The following is a 25,711-nucleotide window of genomic DNA, read 5'->3' on the forward strand; positions in this document are numbered from 1 at the left end:
TCTGCCGATTGTATTTTTGAACTTTTTTTGATAAAATACGCAAATGAGTACCTTTAAAAAAATTACCGATTTTATTGAATCCAAAAAAGAAGATATTATAGGATTGGAAAAGCTTTTAAGCTCCATCCCTGCAGTGGCCCCGGAATCCGATGGGGACGGAGAATTAAAAAAATGCGAAGCCCTGGAAAAATACTTAAAAGAAGCCGGTTTTAGTAATTTTGAAAGATTTGATGCCCCCGATGAGAGGGTTTCTTCAAAGATACGCCCCAATTTGATTGTTACCATCCCCGGAAAAAACGATAGGGAAAGGCTCTGGATTATGAGCCATCTGGACGTTGTTCCTCCCGGAGATCTGTCTAAGTGGGAAAGCGATCCTTGGACAGTAATCGAAAAAGACGGAAAACTTATCGGACGCGGAGTTGAAGACAACCAGCAGGGCCTTGTTTCTTCGGTTTTTGCAGCCTTGAGCTTTATCAAATTGGGAATCACCCCCGAACACACAATTAAGCTTTTGTTTGTTGCAGATGAAGAAGTAGGCTCCCAATACGGAATCATTTACCTTCTTAACAACCACAATCTTTTTACAAAAGACGATTTGATTCTTGTACCGGACGGGGGAGATCCTAAAGGAGAAACAATAGAAATTGCCGAAAAAACAAGCCTTTGGCTTAAGGTTATCACAAAGGGAGTTCAAACCCATGCCTCAATGCCGAACACGGGTAAGAATGCCTTTGTTGCAGCCTGCGACCTTGCCCTTCGCTTAAACGATCTTGAAAATCACTTTAACAAAAAAGACGATTTATTTTCACCTAATTATTCGACCTTTCAGCCGACTAAAAAAGAAGCCAACGTGCCGAATGTAAACACAATTCCGGGTGATGACGTTTTTTATGTGGACTGCCGCATTCTTCCATCTTATGATGTAAATGAGGTCTTAAAAGAAATGCAAAAAAGAGCTTCAGAGGTTGAAAAAAAATACGGCGTTACTATCAGGTTTGAATATGATGAACCGGAAGCCTCTCCTGCAACACCTAAGGATGCAAAGATTGTAAAACTTCTTTCATCCGCCGTAAAAAAGGTAAAAGGGATTAAAACTTCTACTATAGGAATAGGAGGCGGAACGGTAGCAGCCTGTCTTAGGGCTAAGGGCTTTAATGCCGTTGTTTGGAGCTCCCTTGATGACAGCTGCCATCAGCCCAACGAGTACGCATTTATAGAAAATATCGTAAGCGATGCAAAGGTTATGGCAGCCTTGATGTTCGGCGTCGAAAATATTTAAAACCTAAAGCACTTAAAATATGAACGAAAAAAATTGGAGGGAATTTTCGGCTGCCGAAACAGCAGATTTTGAACAGCCCGTCTTAATTTCCTCCGCTTTTCAAAAATTGATAGAAGAAGCCGAGCCTCAAGATGCAAGGGCCTTGCGCCTTCAAGTTGAGCCTTCCGTCCATGAAAAAACAGCCTGTCCTTACGAAACCTCAGACCCGCTCGGCGAGCAAAAATATTGCATAAGCCCTTATCTTGTTCACCAGTACGAAAACAGGGTGCTTCTTATAACGACGGGTACATGCCTTTCATATTGCCGTTATTGCTTTAGACGGGGACTCACAGCCCGCTCTCAAAACTACATTGGGGCTGAAGAATTAAAGGAAGTTACGGGCTATATCAAAAAAAATCCGCAGGTTACAGAGGTCCTTGTTTCAGGCGGCGATCCCTTAAGCGGAGGCTTTGAAAAGCTTGAAAGGGTATTAAGAGAATTACGCTCCATAAAAAATGACCTTTTGATAAGGCTGTGTACGAGGGCTCCGATATTTGCCCCCGAACTTTTTACGGGAAAACTTTTACGGCTTTTAAAACAGGTGAGCCCCCTATGGCTTATTCCCCATATAAACCATCCTGCAGAGCTTGGAAAGGAGCAAAAAAGAGCTTTAAAGACTTGCATTGAAGCCGGTATACCCATTCAAAGCCAAACCGTTCTTTTAAAAGGCGTAAATGATAACGAAAAAACCTTAGTCAACCTTTTTCACGGCCTTGCCTGCATGGGCATAAAACCCGGCTATCTTTTTCAGTTAGATCCCGCAGCCGGAACCTCCCATTTTCGAGTTCCCTTAGAAGAGGCCCTAGAACTTTGGGAAAAAGCAGAAGCAAAGCTTTCCGGCCTATCCCGTCCTCAATTTGCTGCCGATCTCCCGGAAGGAGGAGGAAAATTTCCCCTTTCGGCACTTATTTATTCTAAAAAAATCATAGAGCAAAAAGCAGCTACAGGCTTTAAGGCTGTCGGTATAGATGGCGTTATACATAAGTATACATATTAATGTATACAAAAATATACAATCTTTTATTAAAAATCAATACTTCTAATTAAAAATATCCATAAATTTAAATAACTCCATTATTTCCGTGAGAAAAAAAGCAAATCTTAGCACATCTTTTGCTTAGAACTTTATGAGGTAATAAATTATGACGGAAGATCTGCTTTTACAATACATTAAGGATAGCAAAAAATATCCTCTTTTATCAGCCGAGCAAGAAGCAGAATTAGCCGATAAAGTAAAAAAAGGCAACAAAGAAGCATTGGAAAAGCTTGTCACATCAAACTTGAGGCTTGTAATAAAGATGGCAAAAAAGTTCAGCTCAAATGAAACCCAAGTTATGGAGCTAATCCAAGAAGGCAATATTGGACTGATGAAGGCAGCCGCTAAATTTTCAAAATCGTTTAAGGTACGCTTTTCCAGCTACGCCGCATGGTGGATAAAACAATCTTTTTTAAGATATTTAAATTCGGCAGACAGGGCTATAAAAATGCCTGTAAGAAAAGAGCTTTTAATCAGGCAGGTACGCCAAGAAGAAGAAAATTATAAGATAAAGTACGGAATTTCACCTTCATACAAGCAGCTTGCAGAAATAATGAACGAAAAAATAGATGTTATAGCTCAAATAAAATCTTTTAATTATACCGAAATATGCAGCCTAGACGATCCTATTGATAAAGAAACATCTTCCACTCTTTATGATTTTATTCCATGCAATACCTATAATCCTGAAGAGGAAGTTATAGACAACGAATTCAAAGAAAAATTAAATAAATGTTTGGAAATACTTAACGACCGCGAAAAAGATGTTTTAAAAAACAGATACGGCCTTGACGGCATCATGACAGCAATCCCCTTTGCAGTCTTAGGAAAAAAATATTCCATTTCGGCAGAATCCATCCGCCAAACCCAGCTTCGAGCATTAAAAAAATTAAGAGCCGATAGAAATAAGATTAAAGCCATGGTCTCGGTGTAGGCCCTTTCTTTCCCACCTGATTTTTTTTGTAAAATGTGGTACAATGGGGCTAGAGGTATAAACATGAACATAGAACTTTTAGCTCCGGCAGGGAATACTGAAGCCCTTGATGCCGCCATAAACGAAGGAGCCGATGCCGTATATTTAGGCTTAAAAACTTTTAATGCGCGTATGCGCTCCTCCAATTTTGCATGGAGCCAATTTGAGGCAACCGTAGACAGTCTCCATAAAAGGAATAAAAAGGTCTATGTTACGGTAAATACGGTTTTAACCGAAGAAGAAACCGAAAAGATGTACCGCTTTTTAAAATACCTTGACTCGATTGGGCCTGACGGCATCATTGTTCAAGATTTGGGTGTCGTTCAAATGGCCAAATCATACTTTCCAAAATTAAAACTTCACGCCTCTACCCAAATGAATATAGCTTCGGCCAAAGCTGCAAACGCTTTAAGCCGCTTCGGAATATCAAGGGTTGTTTTAGCCCGAGAACTTTCATTAAAAGAAATCGAAGAAGTAAACTTAAACATCTCCTGCGAGCTTGAAGTTTTTGTGCATGGGGCACTCTGCGTATGCCAATCGGGGCTTTGTATGTTTTCCTCATACCTCGGAGGAAAATCGGCCAACCGCGGAATGTGCGCCCAAGCCTGCCGAAGACTTTATACGGCACACACTCCTCAGGGAGACAAAGACGGCTATTATTTTTCTCCCCATGATTTGCAGCTAATCGACTATGTTCCCGATCTTATAAAGGCCGGGGTTTCTTCATTTAAAATAGAAGGAAGAATGAAGAGCGCCGAATATGTGGGAACCGTAGTTTCGGCCTACCGCCATGTAATCGACAATTGGGAAAACAGCAAGAAAGAAGCCGTCGAAACAGGCCGCCGAATTTTAGCCGGAGACTTTGCCCGCAAAAAGACTAGCTTTTTATTTGTTTCTTCAAAGGCCGAAGAAATCTTAAACCCGAATCAGGCGGGCGGAACGGGCATTTTTTTAGGAACGATAGACAAAACCGCTCAATTTAAGATTAAAGAAGTTGAAGGGAAGACTAAAGAAGACCCGATGCGCAAGGTGCACTATGCACTTTTAAAAGGAGGCTCTTATACTCCGGATTTCGGAGATTCGATTAGGCTTCATACAAAGGACGACAGCGGAAGGGAAAGCTGGAAAATTCAAGATATAAGAATTGAAAAATCGGTTTCAAAAAAAGGCGGGCCGACAGAAGAAGTATGGATTCAGGTTCCTGCCGATTTTGGAATCGGGGACAGTGTTTACCTCTTACAGACCAAGAGCATGAGTAAGCGTTATGCTCCGGTGCTTCCCAAAAGTTTAAGTCCTTTTAGAAAAAGGCCGGGAGACGATAGGCTTCCCGAGCTTAAGCTCTACCCCGAAGGGAATCAGGCAGGAAGCATTAACGAGAATGCAAAGACTGCCGCCAAGGGTTCCCCTAAGAACGAACCTAAAACAGGAAGCAAAAATAAACAAGAAGATAAGCGGGGAAAAAAGATTTTGAACAAATCCAATATCGACATCTTCCCTGACGGCCTCTATGTGCAAGTATCGTCCATAAGCAGCCTCCACACAATTCTTTCCGACAGACCTGTGCGGGTTATTATCAATCTTAACGAAGATACAAAAGAAGCCTTAGCCGGTACGGGAAAAATCGATAAACCTCTGCCTTTCTCAAAACGGGAAATTTTTATTTCGCTCGATCCCTTTATGGGGCAGGCTGAAAGCGATGAGCTTGAGCTTTATCTTTTGAACCTTATCGAAAAAGGGTATAACCAGTTTATCATAAACAATCCTGCCCATATTACGATGCTGAAAAACAAAAACTTGAATCTTGTTGCAGGTCCCTATCTTTACGGATTTAACCGCTGGGCCGTAAAATGGCTTCAAGAAAACAATATTTTGCAGTTTGTATCTCCAATCGAAAATTCGCAAAAAAACCTTGAAGATGTTTATGCCCCGGGCATGAGAAAGCAGGTCTTAGTTCCGGTTTTTGCTTATCCGGCCCTATTTAGAATGAGGTTTACTCTTCCAAAGGCTTATGATTTTTTATATTTTTCCGATAAACAGGGAGAGGCTTTCAAGACTTTTTCAACACCGTCGTCTTCTTTTGTATTGCCTGAAAAACCCTTTTCGATAACCGACCGTATCGGAGCTCTCGAAAAGAAGGGGTTTGATAAATTCCTCCTAGATTTCTCTCATACGGAAATTGAGCGGACAGAATATAGGCATATTGTCGGTTCTTGCCGTAAAGGAACATTACTGGAAGACACTTCAAGATTTAACTGGAAGGAAGGTTTTTACGACCCTGTAAAGATTGAGGCCCGAAAACAAAAGTAGTTGTACGAATTCATCGAATGGAGGCTATATGTCGGAAAAACAAACTCTTTCTCAAAATGTCACAGGCTCAGTTAAAAGCCGCTTTTACTCCATCGGAAGTAAGCTCTTGCTTTTTACGGTTATCTTACTTTTGGCCCAATACCTGATCATCGCTTACAAGGATTGGCGCAGTTTAAAAAAATTCTCTGAAAATCAAATCAAAATGATGGGTGACTTAAAGCATTCGGCATTCAATCATGAATTGAATACATATCAGCTTATGGGACAAATATTACTGGATAGTGTAGCAAAGGATGAGGAATTAATACAGGCCTTTGCAGAAAGAGATAGAAAAACTCTTACGGATCTTGCCCTTCCTATATTCAATGATATGAAGAAAAAATATAGGGCTAAACAATTCCATTTTCATACAGCTCCGGCTGTTTCGTTTTTGAGAGTACAAAATCCAAAAAAGTTTGGAGATGATCTTTCATCATTTAGAAAGACCATTATAAAAGCAAATTCCGAAAAAAAAGAAATATACGGTCTTGAGGTAGGAGTAAGTGATTTAGGTTTTAGAGTCGTCAAACCTCTTTTTGATCAAAGTAATAAGCATATAGGCTCCGTAGAATATGGAGGAGCGGTAGATACGGAATTTATTTTAAATTTTATATCAACCTGTACACCTGATGTTTTGGCAGGAGGTTTAAACATAAGCGTATATGCAAAAACATTACAAAATATTTATAAAATAATGGGTTCTAACTTTGAAAATGAAAACTCCGAAGACTCCGAATCCATTATGAAACAAATCGGAAACAAAGAAATAATGATAAAAATTGATGGAACTAATGCAGCCGCTTATTATCCCATCTATGACTTTTCGGGAGATATCATAGGATATTCAAAATTTTTATATTCTATTGAAGCAATTCAAAGGAATCAAACAAATTTCTTTGTAAAGACAACTGTTGTTTTACTATTTATATTTATTCTATTTGTTGTGACAATTATAATTTTTACAAAACTGTTTATAATTCGTCCGGTTAATATGATTATCAAATCGCTTAAAAATATATCTGAAGGAGATCTACGAGTTAAACTTCCTTCACGGGGAAATGATGAAATAGGAAAATTGACAGGCTATTTTTCCGATACAATTGAAAAAATAAGTCACATGATAAAGAGCGTTCTAATGCACTCGAAAGAAATGAAAGATGTTGGTGAAGTACTTGCACAAAATATATCGGAAAGAGCAAGTGCAATACACGAAATTACTCAAAATATAGAGTCTGTAAAAACTCAAGCCGTTAATCAAAGCAGCAGTGTAACAGAAACATCTGCAACGATCGAGCAGGTTATAAGCAGACTCGGAGAACTAGACAGCGACATTGAAGTACAGGCAGCAAGTATCGAACAATCCTCTGCCGCAGTTGAACAAATGGTTGCTAACATAGCTTCAGTTACAAGCAATCTTGAAAAAAACAATACTCTTATTAAAACAGTATATGAACAAACAAAGAGCGGTAAAGAAGGCGCAAGATTAGCAAATGACGTAGTTGGACAAATAGCATCTTTATCAGCCTCCTTGCTTGAAACGAGTGAGATTATTCAAAACATTGCAAGTCAGACAAACCTTTTAGCCATGAATGCCGCAATTGAAGCAGCTCATGCAGGAGAAAGCGGAAAGGGCTTTGCCGTTGTAGCCGATGAAATAAGAAAACTTTCAGAGCAGTCTAATATGCAGGGTAAGCAGATAGGTGAGGTTATGAAAAAATCTACCCAGATTATCGAAAAACTCACGGTTGTCGGTGAAGAAGCTGAAAAATCTTTTATTAAGGTTTATGAACTGGTAAACCAAATTTCACAGCAAGAAGAGCTTATGGTATTTGCAATGAAAGAACAGGAAAACGGAAGCAATGAAGTCCTCGATGCAATAAAAAACATAAATACGATTACGGGTGAAGTAAAGACCAGATCGGTAGAAATGCTTTCGGGAGGCATCAAGGTTTCGGAAGAAATGCAAAAACTAGACGCCCTTACCAAAAATATAACCAATAGCATGAACGAGATGGCATCGGCAGCTTCTGCAATAAATGAATCAAGTAAGGAAGTCCACGATATATCGAAAAAAAATAAGGCCAGTATCGACCAGCTGTCTATTGAGGTTAATAAATTTAAGGTATAAAGCCATTAGAAGGGACCGATTGACTTCAAAGCTCAATCGGCCTTTAAATTGATTAAATCTATGACCATATCAACGCCGGAATTTTAATATGATCCACAATTTCATTAATAACATCCTTTAGATTTAACATGTAGTAAGTTTCCATTTTCATTAATATAATCATTTATTTGCTTAATATCTTTATCGATCTGCTGTCTTACTTCTGCAAGGCCTCCTGCAAATTTCCGAATTCCTCTAATATAAACCAATAATTCAAGAAAAACTTTTTGTCCATATATATCGCGGTCAAAATTCAATAAAAAGGTTTCAATAGTAGGAATTGGAATATCATCATCTGACGGACGCAGTCCTACATTTGTCATTCCAAAATGATTCTCTCCTTGAAAATAACTCATTGATCCATAGACACCATGCGGCGGAAAAAGTTTATTTGATGCAACTGCAAGATTTGCTGTAGGCATACCGAATTTATGCCCCACTCCTTTTCCATGAACTACAGTTCCGCTTACAAGATAAGAAGCGCCAAGCATCGAGGAAATTTTAGAAAAATCACCTTCTTGAATTGCTTTCTTGATAGTATTAGAGCTAACAGGAACATCATTGATACATTTCATTGGAACAGTTTCCACAATAAACCCATACTTTTGTCCAATTGAGCGAAAATGATTTACATCTATCTGATCAATTCCAAAAAGAGCTTTCTCACCGGCTACAAGGGTTTTTGTATTTAGCATCTTATTTAACACATCATGTGCAAAAGACTCTGCCGTCATATTTTTGATTATATCTTCAGATAGAGAGAACATAGTATCCAGTTTACCATTTTGCAATAAATAGGACTTTTCTTCTTCAGTATAAATAACAGGACTGGAATTATTAGACAAGCTAATTAATACCGGCCTTAGATTTTTGCATTTACAGAGTCTATCAATAACGGCTCTGTGTCCAACATGAAGTCCATCAAAAAAACCGACAGCAACACAACTTTCTCCATTAGTGATAGGTTGTAACTTATCCGTAATTCTCATTATTTCCTCCTACAGAAAACAGGCAAATCGCTGTCAAAGAAGCAGCGGAAACCCGCTGCTTCAAATCTCAATCCTAATCAGCCTTATTTTTTTTCATCATTATAAACATAATAATTCCGCCGATACCATATAAAATAAATGTGAATAGCCACATATATACACTGCCATTAAAAATAGCAGGTATATAACAAACTAATATCAGAATAATCGTCAATATTGAAACAATATTTCCTCCGGGAGCAGCATAATTACCTTCTACATGAGGTAGTTTTTTTCGAGATGCTATCAACGAAAAACACACAATAACTATAGTGATTGCTGCTGAAATTGATCCTAAATTTACCAATAACTCTGTAATGCTTGGAAAACAACTTAGTACAATTGTACATGCTGACAAGGTAAGACAGGCTGTGGATGGAACCCCGTTTTTATTGACTTTACCAAAAAATGCCGGCAGCATTTTTGCATTTGCCATTGAACATACAGCACGAGCATTTAAGAACCCGACAACAAGCATTGTCGTCAATAAGGCGAGCAATGCAGAAATAGAAATGAGCTTTGAAAGCCATGGGAACATATTAAGAGATGTAAAAGCTGCAGCAAACATAGGTATAAATCTCATACCGGGATTCTTAATTAAAAATTCCGTGGTAATATTTCCCATTGTTCCCAGAATCATAAGTTGATATAAAAGAACAACAAGAATAAGAGAGATAGCTAACGATTTAGGAACTGTTCGATTTGGATTTTCTACTTCTCCAACCATGAAGGCAATGGCTACTACAGAGCCATACCCAACCATAGCATTAGGAATAGCTTGAATAAAACCGGCTACTCCTTTAACACCTTGTGTAAAAAAAGGAACCATGTTTTGAGGATTCCATCTACCGGCAAACATAGCAATACTTACAAAAGTGAGCATTGTTATCACAAGTAAAGCTACCAACACATTATTGTACTTTCCTGCACTTGTAACTTTTATTAAGTTAAGAGCCGTACATATAACAATAGAAATAATTGCCAATGGGATTCTAAATCCGGCTAGAGCTTGAAAACCGACTCCCAAGTATACAGCTACATAAATAGCTGAGAAAGCTACTGCAATTATATTGGAAATAACATAGCCCCAAGCAGAAATAAATCCCCATACTTTTCCTTCCCGCTCATTTTTACCCATTGCTTTTGCAGGAAATACAAATACACCTCCCGATTTAGGATATCGAATTGATAGTTCAGCAACCTGAATCCCATACAAGCCTAAAATCAAGGCAGCAACAAACCATGTAATCAGAGCTGCAGGACCCGCGTAATACATAGTCATACCGGAAAGCGAAAAGATAGCACTTCCGATACAACCTCCGACAAGAATAGTTACACATGAGCCTAAACCTAATTTTTCGTTTTCTTTTATTTTCATGATAGACCTCCTTAAAAAATAAAATTTTTAATCTGTAATAATAATACGAAATGTGCCCGGAACAATAGCTGCTTCGAAAGCTTTTTGAGCCTCCTCAAAAGGAATTTTTTTAGCAATCAAAGGTTTACAATTAATGATACCTGTAGATAATAATCTGTTTGCAGTATAAAAATTTCTTTCATCAGGACTAATTGCTCCCGTTAACACAATCTCACTACCATGCAGCATTTGAGGACTAACAGGTGTGGGAGAATCAGGATGCATTGAACTGTATTGGATCATCCTTCCGCATTTACCGGTCATTGCGATTGCTTGAGGAACAACTCCAGGAATAGGTGTTGTATTAAATACTGCATCTGCTCCTCGTCCATTTGTTAAACTTTGTATAAATGTAACAGGGTCATGCTCCAAAGGATTAAAGACTATATCCGCCCCCAGCTGTTTTCCCAGTTTGCATCTTTCCGGATCAACTTCACTTAAAATAACTCGACAACCGCGGCACTTGGCTAACATTATATGATATTGCCCCATAATACCACCGCCTATTACAACTACATCTTCGCCCAACTGTAGATTTGCTCTTTCAATACTGTGTACACAGCAGGCCAATGGTTCTGTAAGACATGCTTCCTCGTAGCTTAGCTCGTCTGAAATTGGAAAAAGAGCAGAAGTATTAACAATGATATAATCACATAAGCCTCCGGGGCCTACCAATAAATTTTCTCTTACAGGTTTTTTTTGTGCGCGCTCGCATAAATTATTATGTCCGCTATGACAATAATGACACTCACCGCAATTATAAAGCAAGCGCACAGCCACCCTATCCCCTGCAGACCATTTTTTCGTATTTACCCCATCACCAAGGGCAACTACTTCGCCTGAAACCTCATGACCTCCGGTACAAGGCAGGGGCATGGGAATTTCACCCCGAAAAATTCGCTGCTCTAATGTACAAAGAGCAACTGCATGAACTTTGACAAGCACCTCACCGCTTCTAAGATCAGGCGTGTTCAGCTCTAGGATTTCGACTTTATGCGGGCCTGTAACTGCTGCAGTCCTTATTTTTATTGACATATTTTATTATACCTCCTATTTCAATATGGAAAGAGCTTCGGCAACAGAAGCATCGTCATGAATGACAATAGATATCGCTTCACAAAAACGAGCAATATTGGAATGGCGATATATATTCCGCCCCATAATTATCCCCTTTGCCCCTGCTTCCAGTGCAGATTTAATATCCAAAAAAATCTCTTCTTCAGATTTTGCTTTGCTTCCTCCAAGAACCAAAATGGGAGCAAAGCAGCTTTCGGTAACTCCAATAAAATCATCCTTGCCTACAAACTCGGTTTTGATAAAATCGGCTCCAAGTTCAGCTCCTTGGCGGCAGGCGAATTTTATATTGTCGATTGAGCGGGTATCAATGCCTTCATGCTTTTCAAATCCAAACGGAAGCATTTCAGCTCCTATGGGTAGACCGAATTTTTCTCCGTCTGCACAAAGTTTTGCAAGATATTTAAGGCTATGCTCATTATCCGTAGAGCCCGGATAACCCATACATAGCATAGCATCAGCTCCAACTCTTACAGCATCTTCTGCCGAATACAATAGATCCAGCCGATCCATAGGCTTTCGTAATGAAGAGATGCCTCCATCCGCCCTCATGATAAGACCGGTATTTCCAAATTCTTTTTGGAAATTTTTTATCATACCATAAGTCGTCAAAAAGGCATCAGCCCCTCCGGATACTGCTTCACGTATCACTCGGCCGGCATCATGTAAATCCGGAGACGGCATCATTGCTGCATGGTCTAAAGCAAGCACAAAAGCCTTTCCGTCACTACGAAAAATGTTGTTCATTCTTCGCTTCATAATTCCTCCTTTCATCTTAAAGATGAATTTAAATCAAATCTATATAAGGATCAGTAAGCTTCAGCAAATATTCTGCTATAGCCGCACTGATTTCCGCCTAAATAAAGATGTGTTGTATTATCCAAAACCAATTCATTATTTGAAGGAGGGAAAAAACCTCCGGATTCTTTATTAAGCCGAAATGTATCTCCTCCAACAACACGCTTAACCTGTTTGAGATATACAGGTTTTTCAATAGAACCTCCTGTACAAACTGCATCTGCTTCCGGAAAGTGATCAACAAGCAAAACGCCTTCAGTGCCGTCTTTCCCTCCAAATTCAAATGTAATCGTTGAAGCCATAATTCCATGGTTTTCTGCTGTTTGAATAGTATACATACCGTCAAGGCAGGCATTTCCGCCGCCTTCCCACGCCATTACTAATCCGTCCGCTTTAAGTATCTGTGCGAGTTTAACGCAATGACTGGCACATCTTTGCTTATGCCAGTTACTTGGATTATGGCTACGGCATAAAATAATTCCTTTAAACCATAAGTCCTTACCATGCCGGCGATATAAATCCAATAAAATCGGATGATTAACATGTAAATATGTCGGTACCTTAAAAGCCGGCCAAACATAATTACCGCTTACTATACAACCATCAAGCATCTCATTAGGATGTAGGATAGTCGGGACAATATCATAAATAGGCAGTCCATATAAAAAAGTATTAGCATATGGCCCTTGATTTTGGCATTGCCATACCAAAACAACATTTGGAAGAGAGCTGTTATTTTGTAAAGTTTGAAATGTTTCGGTACGATCAGGTTTAAGAGTTCTGGTAAGCTCCGCAAGATATGTAGATATTTTAATGGCTATCAGACGGATATCATTGTCATATTCCATTGCAGATTTTCCTTCATTTAAATCATATACTATCACTAGATTGTGCATTTCAGAAAATGGAGTATATTGAGCATAGTCTCCGGCTATTTCAATTATAGCATCACGCGGATACAGTAACCCGCTTGATGCATTAGTCTCATCCCATGGAAGAGCAGCACTCTCCATAACTGAAAAACCTGAAAAGATATTTGTTATGCCACGCCCTACAGTAAAAGGTGTTCCAAAAAAACCGGAATATTGCTGTCCTTCTCCTTCAAGCTTTACCATAGAAGCAAGTGTATCTAAAACATGAATTATTCGAGCATTTTCTCCGGGATGGGTAATCTCCAATCTAAACCCTTTAACAGCGTTAAATAAGTCTTTGGCAACTTCATTCAATTCATCCTCGGAAATTGTTAAAATTCCATCAGAAAAGCAGCATTTATCCCCAAACTTAACATCTTTAACATCAAAATACTGACGAATTAAAACCATATCATCCATATTTTATCCCTCCTTATCATGGTCTACAGTGAAAACAGTAGGTGATAAGACTTCTGTTTGCAAGGCTTCTAAAGCTTTATCAACAATTTTACGTCTGTATGCCGTCTCGCGTTCAAGAGGGAGCATAGGATTACCTACAGGTGCAGTAAATCCACCGCCAAAAACAATTCGGTTTGCCCCAACACTTTCAGATATGGACGTAAATGCGTTTATATGTACGTTTGGAATACCGACACGATCCAATTCTTTGCAAATCGTTGCACCGCAACGTGTACAGGTTCCTCACGTACTAGTTAAAATTACAGCACCTACACCTTCTTCTTTAATTTTCCTTGCCCAAGCCTTGCCCATGGACTCACTAACAGCCACATTTGTACCAACACCGCATGTCGTTCCAAAGTAAGGATATATTCCCCCAATAATACCTTCGGCTTCACATTGTCTTAAAGCATCTAAGGGAATCAATCTATTAGGCTCTGCAGATGCTGCTGTAGTATCATATCCCCCATGAATGGACTCATATACCCCTTGCGGCAAGGTATCGCGGTTAGAAATATCGTAGACTTTAAAATCCTCAGCAAAGGCTTGCTTGAGTTTATCAGGGTTTCCAATAGGAACTAATCCGCCGGTAGTAAATAATGCTATAGTTGTTTTGTTCATTTTATGAATAGGCGGAGCAGGAGGAACTCTCTCAAACCCCCGTAAGGGAACCTCAGTTTGATAGGGCCGGCCATTTAACTTATCCAACAACATATCCACCACTCTTTCAGCACCGGTTTTTTTATGGTATTCATTATAGCGATGCCCTGTCGGTAAATATCCTTCAATACGGGCAGGACCTATTTTTTCCTTCTTAGCAAGTTTTAAGGCAAGTTCAGCTAAGTCCTGCAATGTTTTGTGCATCCCTGCAGCAGTTTCTGTACTGCTTATTATATAATTATTTCTAACATATATTTTAACAGCGGGATTTTCGTGCCACATAGCCGTAACAGACGGAAGGTTCAGATTACTCCGAGCATAGTCACATATTTTAGCACAAGCCATACCATATCTTCCGGCATTAAATGCCGGACCTGCAATTAAGACATCAGGTTTTTCTTCTTCTACAATTTTTTTCAGCTGCCTACATACTTCTTCAAAATTCCTATCAAGATTTATATAATTATCTCCGCAACAAATAACTTTTGTCACAATCATCTTTCCATGCCATAAGTCTTCTAAGCCGATAGCAGGACCCTTTTTGTCTTTCAAAACAATGAAAACGGAGTCTGCCGATGATTCACCACCTATACCGGCATAAAACTGATTTATATAATGAATAGCCTTATATATCATCTATATCCTCCTATTGCTTTACGGCTTCTTCTTTTCAGGTAGTATTTGCTGTCCATAAGGAGGACTTGATACTATCACCAAAGTAGCAGGTTGTTCTTCAGTATAAATTAAATGCTCAGCGTCAGAATCAAAAATAATACAGTCACCCTGTTCAATTTTAAATTTTTCGGCTTCTACCATCACACAAACACAGCCGTCTAATACTAAAACCATTTCTTGTCCCTCACCATGCTTGTGAATGTTTCGTTCAGACGGTTCATTAGGAGGTAAATAAGCATAACTAACCTGCAAATGGGTATAGCTTTCCGGGGTGATAACTTTATATGCAATGTTATCGTAAGTATTGGCATTACTATACAAGTCTTTTTTACGAAAGACCCTCGGCACAGGTCCGTTAGGTGTAAGAAAAGAAACAAGATTAACTTTAAAATAACTTGCAATTTTTTGTAAATTTGTGATGGAAACCGAATATTTATCATTCTCTAAACCTGAAAGGTAAGAATAACTCATACCAAGATCTTTTGCCATTTGTTGTAATGAAATACTACGCACTTTTCTAAGAGCTCGAATTTTAGAACCTATAGAAATATCTATTGACTCTTCTTTTTGTTTAATATCTTCTTCCATAAATACCTGCCCCTTATAGCCTTATCAAATAGGAGGCAACACATTATCAATGGTTTCAACAAATACGGTTTTTGAAATCATATATTTATGTATACCTGCTATCCCTATCCCACTTTCTTTCCATCCGGTACCGGGTGATTCAATCATACCCTTACTAAAATAATTGTTTATATAAATCTGACCGCTATTTATTCTGTCTGCCACACGAATCGCCCTCTTTATATCTTTTGTAAATACCCCTCCGGCTAGGCCATACTTAGTTGCATTTGCCAAAGAAACAGCATCTTCTTCTGTGTCAAAGGGTGTAACACAAGCAACAGGACCAAATATCTCATTTTGGAATATATCCATTTCAGGTGTAACATCTGCAAAAATAGTCGGCGGAATAAAATTGCCCTTCTTTAAGGAAGGGTCCGAATATGGAACTCCTCCTAAAACTAGTCTTGCATTTTGTTTTTTACCTTTTTCAATGTATTCCCATACAGTATCTGCATGTTGCCGAGATATTAAGGTGTTCATATTTGCAGAAGGATCAAACCCATCTCCCGGTTTTAATTTAACTGCTGCCTCAACCATCGCTTTGATAAAGGGTTCATATATACGGCGTTGTACTAAAATCCTTGTCCCGGATACGCATATCTGACCCGCATGATTAGTAAAACCATACACGGCAAAACGCGCTGCTTGCTCAATATCAACATCTTCAAAAAAGATGTTAGGACTTTTACCGCCCAGTTCCAGGGCAATATCTTTTACCAATTTTGCAGAATGCGCAATTATTTCACGGCCTGTCTCTACCCCGCCTGTCATCGATACCATATCCACAAGCTCACTCTCAACTAGACAGTTTCCTACTTCAGCACCTGAGCCGGTCACTACATTAACGACACCGGAAGGAAAACCGGCTTCTTCATAAACACTTGCCATAAGAATCATTGACAACACACCCCAACTTGGTGGTTTAATTACAACGGTATTACCGGCTGCTAAAATTGCATTTACTTTTTGACATCCCATAAGAAATGGACCGTTCCATGGGAGAATCTCTCCTACTACTCCGCAAGGATTCCATGTTACATAGTTAAGAGTTCCATATTCACTCGGTACCACTTTACCATCCAAGCACCTTGCTTTTCCTGCAAAGAATTCAAATGAATCAATGGCCATCGGTACTTCCCAATAGCGGCATGCACTATAATTCTTACCGCATTCAAGCGTTTCAATAACTGCAAATTCTTCAGCACGCCGTTCAAGAATTTGAGCAGCCTTTAATAATAATTTACTACGGTCTTTTGCAGACATTTTTCTGTAGGGGCCTTCATCAAAGGCTTTTCTTGCTGCAGAAATTGCTTTTTCGCAATCAGCTTTTGTGCCTCGATAGGCTTTAGCAAAAGGTAAATTATTGGCAGGGTTAATTACATCAACAATAGATCCATTCTCTGACGGAATATATTTACCGTCAATAAACAGCTGATAAGGCTCTTTCTTAACATACTTTAAGGCTTCCATTTTTATCTCCTTTTTAACAAATTTTACTTTTCTATTATATCCTATTAATAGAACATCCTATTAATAGTATAAAACCTATAATTCATTATGTCAAGAAAAAAAATATTTTTTTTATATTTATGACAATTTACGTCAATTGAACAACTTTATTACAGCTAAAAATTGATATTTTAGAAATTTTAATTGAATATACTTTAAATTTTTTGCTTTTTAAGATAAATCTTCGCAGCAAATAAGAAAACTATAATAATTTATTATGATAATACTATTTATAGAACTATCAGTGCTTTAGGTTTTAGAAAATTTCGCATATAAAAAGGTTATAATTCCATGCCGGCTCTAAACTCTTATAATCAAAGCGCCGGTTTTTCTGTCATGGAAGAACCGGTTTATTTTTTCATCTTCAATTTTTATAAGAGAGCCGTCTACATATTCTTTAAGCTTTGACCGAGAGCCTTTTTTTTCGGTTAAAAGTAAAAAGCCTTTTTCGGAACAGGCGTAACGGCCGATCTTTCCATCGTCAAGCTTTATTATTTCGGAGCTTATGCGTGCAAGGAAGTCTTTTTTTCCCTTTTTCGACTCAGCCTGCTTTTCTTTTTTTTCTTCTCCTCCTCTGCAATATATAAAAGAAAGGCTTGCTCTGGTCTTTTCAAGCTTTGCGGCTTCGGAAAGTTCAACAAGTTTAGAAGGAGCGTCATCTGCATAAAAAGAAAAATGACACCACTTGTCCGAAGCTATAGGATATTTTATATCGTTTTTTTCAGATACTTTTTTCCCGGGAATAGGACAGATTCCCGCGTGCGGACAGGGAGAAAGAATCCCGCATTTTTTCTCGAGAAAGTTTTTGCGTAAGGCTGAAACGAATTCGCCGGCAAGGGGTATGCCGGGCTCAATTACCAAGGCGGCTCCGTCTTTTTCAAGATAGTACAGGATTGCTTTTGCAGCTCTTTCAGCTTCGCCTTCAACCTTAATTGACGAATCCCAAAATATTTCGTTAAACATATTTGCACTTACAAAAAGCTTTATCTTCTCTTTTAGCGGAAGGCCGAAGCTGCCGTTAAGTTTTGTGAGCTTCCAGTTTGAAACCGTCTCTGTTCCGCGCTTACTTTGATTTGTAAACTCAACAAGAGAATTAAACAAAGCCTCTCCTGCCGCCAATGCCTTCCCCGAAATATCGGCACAATACCAATGAAGTTTTTTTGAGCGCAGCTCAGGCTTGGCAATCCAAAAAGCACACATGAGGGTCATAGGCCCGCAGCCGAAGTCGGCAATTACATCTCCATCCTTTAAATCAAAATCAAGATTGCCTATCAATTTTGAAATGCGTACCAAGTTCCACCACATATAGTGATAAATATAGGCCGTTAATTTTACGGGATTGTTTAGGTAATTTACTTTTCTGGAGCTCCTTTCATTTGTCAGCTCGTGGAAGAGGATACGGATATCCTTAGGGATCGAATAAATTTGCTTTGAAGAAAGTTTAAGAGCATCTTTTATGATAAGGTCAAAGGAATTTAAAAGGCGATTCGTGTCCTCATCATTTTCTTTAAAAATATTTTTCCCCGTATTTTTTGTCTTTACAATTTTTATAGGAAATTCTTCTTGCTTGTTTTTCTTTTCGGTTCTTTTTTCTTTATTCGGATCTTCATCAATTTCTTTTTTCTTTTGATGATGAAATTTTGATTCATTTTTCTTTACAAATTTTTCGTAAAATGGTTTATTTTGTTCCGTCATTTTTTTCTTCCCGTATAATTTCGTAGATACTTAAAAGCTGATCCCTAAGCTCGGATATTTTCGCTGTAACCGAGCCTTGTGCTGAACTTTGATTTATTATCTCGGCGGCAGCACCTTCAACCGTGTACTTCTTTTTATTTATTAAATAGTCAAGCCGATAGATGATACCTAAATCGTGGGAGCTGTACAATCTTCTTCCGCCTAAGTCTTTTTTAGGCTGCAAGATAGGGACGTTCTCTTCCCAATATCGCAGAGTATGAGACTTTACTCCCGTAATTTTTTCAACCTCACCTATCGAAAAACCTTTCATTGCCAAAACCTTAAATTTAATTTTGCGATGCTTTGCCTTAAAGCCTTTCTTCCCAGCGCTTTCGGCTTCCCTTAACTTTTAACAAAATGGGAATCATTTCAAAACCCAAATCGCTTCTGATTTTATTTTGAATATAGCGCATATAGGACTCAGTTACATAATCGGGCCTGTTTGAAAACAATAAAAACTCAGGCGGGCGGGAACCGGTCTGTACAATGTACTTAAAGGTAAAGGCTGTTTGACGGCCTTGCGGAGGAGGAGCTGCCTGAAGCCAGTCTTTTAAGGCAATGTTAAGAGCTGAGGTTTCTATTTTTTTATTTAGCTGCTCGAACATTTTGACGGCAGTATTTAAAAGCTCCTTAATTCCAGTTCCCTCATTTGCCGAAATTGCAAGTACCGGAGCATAGTCCATTTTGCCGAACATAACCTTTATGCGCTCTTCTTCATCCTTAAAGGCTTGCTTTGTTTGCTCCATCAAATCCCATTTGTTTAAAACAAAGATAACGCCGAGTCCGCGGTTGGTAGCCTGCACTATAATTTTTTTATCCTGCTCGGTTAAGCCTTCTTGAACATCTATCATGTGAAAAACTATGTCGGCATTGTCCATGCTTTTAATTGCACGCACTACGGAATAATATTCTATATTCTCGTTCACCTTTGCCTTACGCCTTATCCCTGCCGTGTCCTGAATAACGAATTTTTTATTTTTATATAAAAATTCGCCTTCAACAATATCGCGGGTTGTTCCTGCAACATTCGAAATTATCGAGGCAGAAGAATTTGTAAGATAATTTGCCAAGGTCGATTTTCCCGTATTGGGTTTACCGACAATAGTAATTCTTATTCCGGCATCTTCTTCAAGTTCTTCTGCCTTGCTAAAGTCCAGTCCTTCTGTCAATACTTCAGCCAAGTCTGAAATATTGTCTCCGTGTTCTGCACTTATGCAGGTCAAGGACTTAAAGCCGTAAGAGTAATAGTTACAAGCCTCCGCCATGAGCCTTCCGCCCTCGGTCTTGTTTACGGCAACAACCAGCTTATTAAAATAGGGACGCAAAAATTGAATAAACTCTTCGTCCTCAGCAGTCGCAAGTCCTGCATCAAGGAGGAGCAAAATTCTATCGGCTTTTTTTAAGGTGGAAATAGTTTTTTCCATAACGAGCTCGTCTATCGTATCTTCAAATTTGTCTCCGCTCCTAGTCAGCTTAAAACCGCCCGTATCTACAAGAAGAACAGGAAGGCCGTTTACAATTGCCTGAGCTTCAACAGGGTCGCGGGTTACACCGGGAGTCGGATCCGTGATCGAGCGGCGCTTTCTTAAAAAGCGGTTAAACAATGTAGACTTCCCGACATTAGGGCGGCCTACAATGGCGATCAAGGGAATGTTCTTATATTTTTTTTGATGAGAAAATCCTGAAACTTCCGAACTCTCATTGTTTATATTTTCTTCATCAAAAAAGTCGTCTTTATTTTTCGGCATAATATTTCTCCAATGTTTTTTCTACCTTTTCTTTTATTTCAGCTGCAGAGTTTAAAGTTTTAATTTCTTCGTATAGGGCTTCCGCATCCTTGACATTTACCGACTGCATAAACTTTTGCATTTTTAAAATTTTTCCGGCAGGCATACTAAAATGCCTCAAGCCCATTCCTAAAAGCAAAAAGGCCGCATCTTCATGCGAGGCCATTTCTCCGCACATCGAAACCAAATGCCCTTCCTGCTCCTTTATAAACCTTTGTGCATCGATAACGTTTTTGATAAGGCGCAGGACAGCCGGTTCAAAATAGTTTGCAAGATAGGCAACCTTCGTGTTTTCCCTGTCTGCGGCCATTGTGTATTGAATAAGATCGTTTGTTCCGATAGAAAAGAAATCCAGATGCGGAGCATAGAGGTCGGCAGCTACAGCCGTGGATGGAACTTCAACCATGATTCCTACATTGACCTTGTCAATTATTTTTTTTCCGGCAGCATTACATTCGAGTTTACATTCTTCAATTATTTTTTTTACTTCGATAATTTCTTCAATGTTTGAAATCATAGGAATTAAAAGAAAAACGTTTCCGAATACTCCGGCTCTTAGGATGGCCTTGATTTGGGTTTTAAACACCTCTTTTCTGTCTATACAATAGCGGACTGCCCGCCATCCGAGAAGAGGATTTTTTTCGCGTAAATGTTCTTGTTCGTCAATCATCTTGTCGGCGCCCACATCAAAGGTGCGGATAACTACGGGCTTTTTGCCCATGGCTTCAACAACTTTTTTATAGGCTTCAAATTGAGTATCTTCATCGGGGATTTTTCCGTCCTCTAAAAATAAAAACTCGGAGCGGAAAAGGCCTATGCCGTTCGAGACGGTAACGAATTTATTTTCGATTTCTTCGGGGAAGGCAATGTTTGCATTTACCGAAACCTTAACTCCGTCCTTTGTTGTGATCGAAAGCCGCTCGGTATAGTTTTTTTGAGCTTCCAAAAGCTCCTTAATTTCAGCCTTTCTTTTTTCGATACGGACCTCATATTCTTTTATGAGGGCTTTGGAAGGGTTAAACAAAACAAAGCCGCCGTCCGCATCGAGGGCTGCAGGCATATTTGTTCTGGCAAAATCCATACAATCTTTTACGCCCACAAGCATTGGGATATCCCAAGCGCGGGCCATAATCGAAATATGGCTGGTAATGCCGCCTTCTTCCATGATTATACCGCTCACTCCCGCATTTTTGACCAAGAGGGCTTCAGAGGGCTTTATCAGCTTGGCCGCAATAATCGCACCCTTGGGAACCTTCGTAAATCTTGAATCCCTCGGCCCCTGTTTGAGGAGATGGACAAAGACGGATTCAAAGGCATCCTGAATATCCACAGCCCTTGCACTCAGGTACTCATCTCCGGCTGATTTTAACATCGCAACGGTTTCGTCCAATTTTCTTTTTAAAACGGACTCGGCATTCATTCTTGTTTTTTCGATATCGGAAAAAACGGAATCCAAAAAGGCCGTATCCGACAGCATAAGAATGTGGGTAGAGATAATATCTTCGCCGGTCTTGTCGTTTTCGCTTTTTTCCCCATCCGAAGATGAAGAGATTAATTCGGAAAGCTCGTTTTTTGCCTTTTCGACGGCTCCGGCCAATCTTGATTTTTGCGAAGCGATTTCATTTTCGGATATGGAATAAGACGGAATCACCGTTTCAGGCTGCTCCATCACACAATATAAGGGCCCGGCGGCTAAACCGTCGGAAGCTATGAGTCCGTTAAGTTTTTTCATACTATCTTTATTATAGTAGAAAATGGGGGGATTGGCAACTATTAGGGGAAAAAAGACTACACCGGAAATTTATGTAGATATTCATTATCTGTCTCAAGCTCAACACAGTGTCCTGTTTTTAAATAGAAGATAAATGTTTTCACTTCTGTTTTTGTAAGATCGAAGGCGGCTTTTTTGTAAATTTTCAGCTGAGTTAAGTGTGCTTCAGGATTTTCTATTTCGTCTGTTTTATAATCGACAACATAGACTGTCTCGTCTTTTTTAAAAAGAAGGTCTATCTGCCCGCTTACAAGCTGCCCCTCATACTCAGTTAAAAAGCCGTATTCGCTTTTTAAGTATTCGGCATCCTTGGCAAGAGCATACATATCCGAATTAAAAAAATTATCGGCCCAAGCATAAATCTTTTTTCTTTCAGTTTCGGAGTGACCTTTCGGATAAACAAATTCTTTATTTAAAAGGCGGGCTTCAATTAGAGAGTGGGCTAAAGTTCCAAGCTCGGCAGCAGTAAATTCTTTTTGCTCATTCATATTTTTAGAAAACTCAAGGATTTTATCTTTTTTTGGAGTAAAAGAATAAACCGATTCCTCGTTCCTCTTTTTGTTTACTTCATGCGCAAGACCTGTGGCTGTTGTTATTCTTTTTTCTGCAAGAGTAAATTCTTTTACCTTAGAAGACGCAAAAAGCTCTTCAAAATTTATTTTTTCTCTCACTTTTATTTTTAAATTATTAAATAAATTTTGTCTTTCAATCGGTAAAATTTCATTAAAGATAATATCTTTATGTTCATTAGGAAGAGCAGGTAGGAGCAATTCAAAAAAACTTATAGTCTTATCCGAAATTTTAAGCATAGCCTTTATATCTTCAAGACTTCGCGGATTTTCAGATGAATACTCGCTATCTTTATTTGTTGAATCTTCATCTTGCAGATAATTGTACACACCGCTCATTATTAAATAGGACTCTGCCCTTGTAGCAGCAACATAAAGAAGCCTCTTGGTTTCGGCAACAAGTTTTGCATTAGCCTCATCGCGTAAAGACTCAAAAATAAGATTACCGGGCTTCGTCGACAAACAATAAGCATTCGGTGAATACAAAACAGGACCCATATCTTCATTATAAAAAACAAGACCTTCTTTTTTTTCGGGGATACCCCTGTTACCGCAATCGGGGACTATAACAATGGGGAACTCCAAGCCCTTGCTCTTATGCACAGTCAAAAATCTCACGGAGTCTTTTTCATTATCCAAGGGAAGCTCCATATCATCAAGTCTTTCATTATCTTCAATATGAGAAGCGAGAGAGTCTACAAACTGAGAAAAAGTTAATCCGTTTATATCTGCCTGGCAGGCGAGCTCAAAAAGATAATCATACAAATCTATGTAATGATGATTTTCTTCATTGCTCAATAAAAAATATCTATAGGCTCCATCATACCAAAGATATGTAACCAATTCTGCACAAGTCATTGTTAAAACAAGCTCATTCAGTCTTGCAAATAAGCCACAGCCACGCAAATATGCTTCTTTATTTTTTCCGTTTAATTTTTCTGCTAAAGGACTATCAAAGGCCCTTGTAAAATTTAAAAGCAAGACGGCAAAGGCATCATCATCGATATTTACAAAAGGAGAATGTAAAACTTGCGCATAAGTTTTTTTATCCGAAGGATAGGCTATAATTTTAAGCATAGCATAAATATCGTTTATAGGGGCATCGTTGAATAAGCCCCTCTGTTGCACACTCCTATAGGGGATACTTAAGTTTCGGAAAACTCTTTCATAAACGCTCTGTTTTGTCGATGCCCTAAGCAAGACTGCAAAATCGTTCCATGAACAAGGTCTTGCATTTTTCCCGTCTCTAATCTTAAAACCTTGATTATGTAATTCTAAAATTCTTTTTGCAAGATAAAAGGCTTCCGTTTCTACAGGATTAAGAAACTCACTTGAATCTTCTAGGGCATTAAATCTTTTTTTATCAAAAAACATTATTTCAATTTTCGGTTCAACTTCTTTTATCGGCGCCCTCGTTTCAGTCGGAACATATTCCGCTTCATAGGCGGGAACGGATGATTCTTTTTCCAAGGGCCTATTTATCTCGGAATAAAAAACTTTGGAAAATATTGTATTAAATAAATTTATAAGAGAAGGTTCCGTACGGTAATTTATTAGAAGCCTTGTAGCGGCAAGCCTTTCCTTATCCGAAATATCGTCTGCAAGTTTTCGGAACACGGAAACATCAGCCCCTCTAAAAGCATAAATCGACTGCTTTTCATCCCCTACAAAAAACAATTTATTCGGACAAAGTTCCTGAGGAGATGGAATAGATTTTTCGGAACGTTCAAGTTTTTCGGCAATTAAAAAGAGTAAGTCTCTTTGCAGACTATTGTTATCCTGAAACTCGTCTATCATTATAATTTCTGCATTGTTTTTATAAAAGTTCCGCAAGTCCACATCCTTTATCAAAACGTCCACGGCGAGCTGCGACACATCCGAAAAAGTTAAAAGGCCTCTTTGTTTTTTTTCATATATATACTCTTTTTGAAGCTCTTCAAGCATGGCAAAAAAAGGAACTAAGTACTCCCGCGAGTACTCAAAATTATAAATACACACAAGTTTTTCATATATGCCTTTTAATTTCTCTTTTATTTCCTTTACGGCATCGTTTCCTCTACCTTTTGCTGTTTTAGAAATTTTATCGACAATAGGAAGCAGTTTAAGAAAGGCTTCATCTTTTACCGATTCAGGAAAATAAGAAAGACTCGAATATGCACTTACAGCTTCTTCAGTAAAATTTTTAGAAGGATCATTTTCTTTTATAAATTCAAAAACATCAAAACATTCGGACAAGGCTTTTCTTTCTTCTTCAGCATGATATTTTATTTGAGCCTCTAAACTTTTTTTAAAATCAATAGGTTTTGAAATCAAAACATAATTGCTTAATAATCTTGCAAAAAGGCCTGCAACAAAATCATCTATTCCATTATCCGCTAAAAAAAATTGCATGGTTTTGTCGGCCCGCATTTTTAAAAAGAAATCCAAACCTATACGATAAGCCAACATTTCGGACTCGGCATTATCAATAGTAAAATCAGGGGAAATACCGAAGTTCCTGCATGCAGTCTTTGCTATCCAATTACAAAAAGAATCTATTGTCGAAATCTTAGCAAGATGAAATTTTTCGATAGCTGTTTTTGCATTCGGATGATCTATTTTTTTTAATTCGTTATAAATTCTTTTGTGCATCTCTGCAGCAGCCTTTTCGGTAAAGGTTAGGGCTATTATTTTTTCTACACTTACTCCCTTTTCAACAACAAAATAAACATAACGGGCAGCCAGCACCTTTGTTTTTCCCGATCCGGCTCCGGCTGCAATTACCGAATTTTTTTCAACAGTTACCGCATTTCTCTGATTTTCATTTAAACTATCCATTATATTTTTTATATAATCATTCATCTTAATTTTCT

At 38.6% G+C, this 25,711-nt stretch carries 18 protein-coding genes; 5 read left to right on the forward strand and 13 right to left on the reverse strand.

The features are described from left to right. Positions 1 to 43 precede the first annotated feature (43 nt). The 5 genes from E4O04_RS00400 to E4O04_RS00420 all read left to right on the forward strand — a co-directional run bounded on the left by E4O04_RS00400 (position 44) and on the right by E4O04_RS00420 (position 7,801). Entirely contained in the window at positions 44 to 1,279 is a 1,236-nt protein-coding gene (locus E4O04_RS00400) for a M20 family metallo-hydrolase (RefSeq protein ID WP_253708906.1), read from the forward strand. A 19-nt stretch (positions 1,280 to 1,298) separates the two neighbouring features. Beyond that, positions 1,299 to 2,315 (forward strand): KamA family radical SAM protein, encoded by a 1,017-nt coding sequence (locus E4O04_RS00405; RefSeq protein WP_253708909.1) that lies wholly within the window; start codon positions 1,299 to 1,301, stop codon positions 2,313 to 2,315. A gap of 145 nt (positions 2,316 to 2,460) precedes the next feature. Next, on the forward strand, positions 2,461 to 3,288 hold the full coding sequence (locus E4O04_RS00410; RefSeq protein ID WP_253708911.1) for a sigma-70 family RNA polymerase sigma factor: 828 nt from the start codon (positions 2,461 to 2,463) through the stop codon (positions 3,286 to 3,288). Positions 3,289 to 3,351: 63 nt separating this feature from the next. After that, positions 3,352 to 5,634, forward strand: a complete 2,283-nt coding sequence (locus E4O04_RS00415) for a peptidase U32 family protein (protein ID WP_253708914.1) — start codon at positions 3,352 to 3,354, stop codon at positions 5,632 to 5,634. 28 nt (positions 5,635 to 5,662) lie between these two features. Continuing rightward, positions 5,663 to 7,801 (forward strand): methyl-accepting chemotaxis protein, encoded by a 2,139-nt coding sequence (locus E4O04_RS00420; RefSeq protein WP_253708917.1) that lies wholly within the window; start codon positions 5,663 to 5,665, stop codon positions 7,799 to 7,801. Between the two features lie 104 nt (positions 7,802 to 7,905). Here the strand turns inward: E4O04_RS00420 and E4O04_RS00425 are convergent, their stop codons facing one another. From E4O04_RS00425 to E4O04_RS00485, 13 genes are all read right to left on the reverse strand, one after another. Further along, the gene (locus tag E4O04_RS00425) at positions 7,906 to 8,829 is read right to left on the reverse strand and encodes a riboflavin kinase (RefSeq protein ID WP_253708920.1); all 924 of its coding nucleotides are present in this window, start codon (positions 8,827 to 8,829) and stop codon (positions 7,906 to 7,908) included. A gap of 73 nt (positions 8,830 to 8,902) precedes the next feature. Continuing rightward, the gene (locus E4O04_RS00430) at positions 8,903 to 10,246 is read right to left on the reverse strand and encodes an APC family permease (RefSeq protein ID WP_253708923.1); all 1,344 of its coding nucleotides are present in this window, start codon (positions 10,244 to 10,246) and stop codon (positions 8,903 to 8,905) included. 27 nt (positions 10,247 to 10,273) lie between these two features. After that, a complete protein-coding gene (locus E4O04_RS00435) occupies positions 10,274 to 11,320 on the reverse strand; it encodes a zinc-dependent alcohol dehydrogenase (protein ID WP_253708926.1) in 1,047 nt (348 codons plus the stop codon). A 15-nt stretch (positions 11,321 to 11,335) separates the two neighbouring features. Further along, positions 11,336 to 12,118, reverse strand: coding sequence for a class I fructose-bisphosphate aldolase (locus E4O04_RS00440; RefSeq protein WP_187115660.1), 783 nt, complete (start codon positions 12,116 to 12,118; stop codon positions 11,336 to 11,338). Positions 12,119 to 12,168: 50 nt separating this feature from the next. Continuing rightward, the gene (locus E4O04_RS00445; protein WP_253708929.1) at positions 12,169 to 13,488 is read right to left on the reverse strand and encodes a glycine/sarcosine/betaine reductase component B subunit; all 1,320 of its coding nucleotides are present in this window, start codon (positions 13,486 to 13,488) and stop codon (positions 12,169 to 12,171) included. A gap of 3 nt (positions 13,489 to 13,491) precedes the next feature. Continuing rightward, entirely contained in the window at positions 13,492 to 14,823 is a 1,332-nt protein-coding gene (locus E4O04_RS00450; RefSeq protein WP_253708932.1) for a glycine/betaine/sarcosine/D-proline family reductase selenoprotein B, read from the reverse strand. Between the two features lie 18 nt (positions 14,824 to 14,841). Beyond that, on the reverse strand, positions 14,842 to 15,450 hold the full coding sequence (locus tag E4O04_RS00455; protein ID WP_002673276.1) for a helix-turn-helix domain-containing protein: 609 nt from the start codon (positions 15,448 to 15,450) through the stop codon (positions 14,842 to 14,844). A 24-nt stretch (positions 15,451 to 15,474) separates the two neighbouring features. Beyond that, the gene (locus tag E4O04_RS00460; protein WP_253708934.1) at positions 15,475 to 16,959 is read right to left on the reverse strand and encodes an aldehyde dehydrogenase family protein; all 1,485 of its coding nucleotides are present in this window, start codon (positions 16,957 to 16,959) and stop codon (positions 15,475 to 15,477) included. 339 nt (positions 16,960 to 17,298) lie between these two features. Next, a complete protein-coding gene (locus tag E4O04_RS00465; protein ID WP_253708937.1) occupies positions 17,299 to 18,693 on the reverse strand; it encodes a small ribosomal subunit Rsm22 family protein in 1,395 nt (464 codons plus the stop codon). Then, a complete protein-coding gene (locus E4O04_RS00470) occupies positions 18,677 to 19,003 on the reverse strand; it encodes a MerR family transcriptional regulator (protein WP_253710875.1) in 327 nt (108 codons plus the stop codon). Before E4O04_RS00470 ends, E4O04_RS00465 begins: the two co-directional genes overlap by 17 nt. 37 nt (positions 19,004 to 19,040) lie before the next feature. After that, positions 19,041 to 20,480, reverse strand: a complete 1,440-nt coding sequence (der, locus tag E4O04_RS00475) for a ribosome biogenesis GTPase Der (protein ID WP_253708940.1) — start codon at positions 20,478 to 20,480, stop codon at positions 19,041 to 19,043. Beyond that, complete coding sequence (gene ptsP / locus E4O04_RS00480) at positions 20,467 to 22,251, reverse strand: phosphoenolpyruvate--protein phosphotransferase (RefSeq protein WP_253708943.1); 1,785 nt, start codon at positions 22,249 to 22,251, stop codon at positions 20,467 to 20,469. Before ptsP ends, der begins: the two co-directional genes overlap by 14 nt. 56 nt (positions 22,252 to 22,307) lie before the next feature. Next, positions 22,308 to 25,700 carry a UvrD-helicase domain-containing protein gene (locus tag E4O04_RS00485; RefSeq protein ID WP_253708947.1) on the reverse strand — a complete coding sequence of 1,131 codons (3,393 nt, stop codon included), beginning with the start codon at positions 25,698 to 25,700 and terminating at the stop codon, positions 22,308 to 22,310. Positions 25,701 to 25,711: the final 11 nt, after the last annotated feature.

Source organism: Treponema sp. OMZ 799 (genome assembly GCF_024181365.1).
Taxonomy (GTDB): Bacteria; Spirochaetota; Spirochaetia; order Treponematales; family Treponemataceae; genus Treponema_B.

Coding starts and splice junctions, on each gene's coding strand:
- E4O04_RS00400 (WP_253708906.1), top strand. CDS start 44: ATGAGTACCTTTAAAAAAATTACCGATTTTATTGAATCCAAAAAAGAA.
- E4O04_RS00405 (WP_253708909.1), top strand. CDS start 1,299: ATGAACGAAAAAAATTGGAGGGAATTTTCGGCTGCCGAAACAGCAGAT.
- E4O04_RS00410 (WP_253708911.1), top strand. CDS start 2,461: ATGACGGAAGATCTGCTTTTACAATACATTAAGGATAGCAAAAAATAT.
- E4O04_RS00415 (WP_253708914.1), top strand. CDS start 3,352: ATGAACATAGAACTTTTAGCTCCGGCAGGGAATACTGAAGCCCTTGAT.
- E4O04_RS00420 (WP_253708917.1), top strand. CDS start 5,663: ATGTCGGAAAAACAAACTCTTTCTCAAAATGTCACAGGCTCAGTTAAA.
- E4O04_RS00425 (WP_253708920.1), bottom strand. CDS start 8,829: ATGAGAATTACGGATAAGTTACAACCTATCACTAATGGAGAAAGTTGT.
- E4O04_RS00430 (WP_253708923.1), bottom strand. CDS start 10,246: ATGAAAATAAAAGAAAACGAAAAATTAGGTTTAGGCTCATGTGTAACT.
- E4O04_RS00435 (WP_253708926.1), bottom strand. CDS start 11,320: ATGTCAATAAAAATAAGGACTGCAGCAGTTACAGGCCCGCATAAAGTC.
- E4O04_RS00440 (WP_187115660.1), bottom strand. CDS start 12,118: ATGAAGCGAAGAATGAACAACATTTTTCGTAGTGACGGAAAGGCTTTT.
- E4O04_RS00445 (WP_253708929.1), bottom strand. CDS start 13,488: ATGGATGATATGGTTTTAATTCGTCAGTATTTTGATGTTAAAGATGTT.
- E4O04_RS00455 (WP_002673276.1), bottom strand. CDS start 15,450: ATGGAAGAAGATATTAAACAAAAAGAAGAGTCAATAGATATTTCTATA.
- E4O04_RS00460 (WP_253708934.1), bottom strand. CDS start 16,959: ATGGAAGCCTTAAAGTATGTTAAGAAAGAGCCTTATCAGCTGTTTATT.
- E4O04_RS00465 (WP_253708937.1), bottom strand. CDS start 18,693: ATGACGGAACAAAATAAACCATTTTACGAAAAATTTGTAAAGAAAAAT.
- E4O04_RS00470 (WP_253710875.1), bottom strand. CDS start 19,003: ATGAAAGGTTTTTCGATAGGTGAGGTTGAAAAAATTACGGGAGTAAAG.
- der (WP_253708940.1), bottom strand. CDS start 20,480: ATGCCGAAAAATAAAGACGACTTTTTTGATGAAGAAAATATAAACAAT.
- ptsP (WP_253708943.1), bottom strand. CDS start 22,251: ATGAAAAAACTTAACGGACTCATAGCTTCCGACGGTTTAGCCGCCGGG.
- E4O04_RS00485 (WP_253708947.1), bottom strand. CDS start 25,700: ATGAATGATTATATAAAAAATATAATGGATAGTTTAAATGAAAATCAG.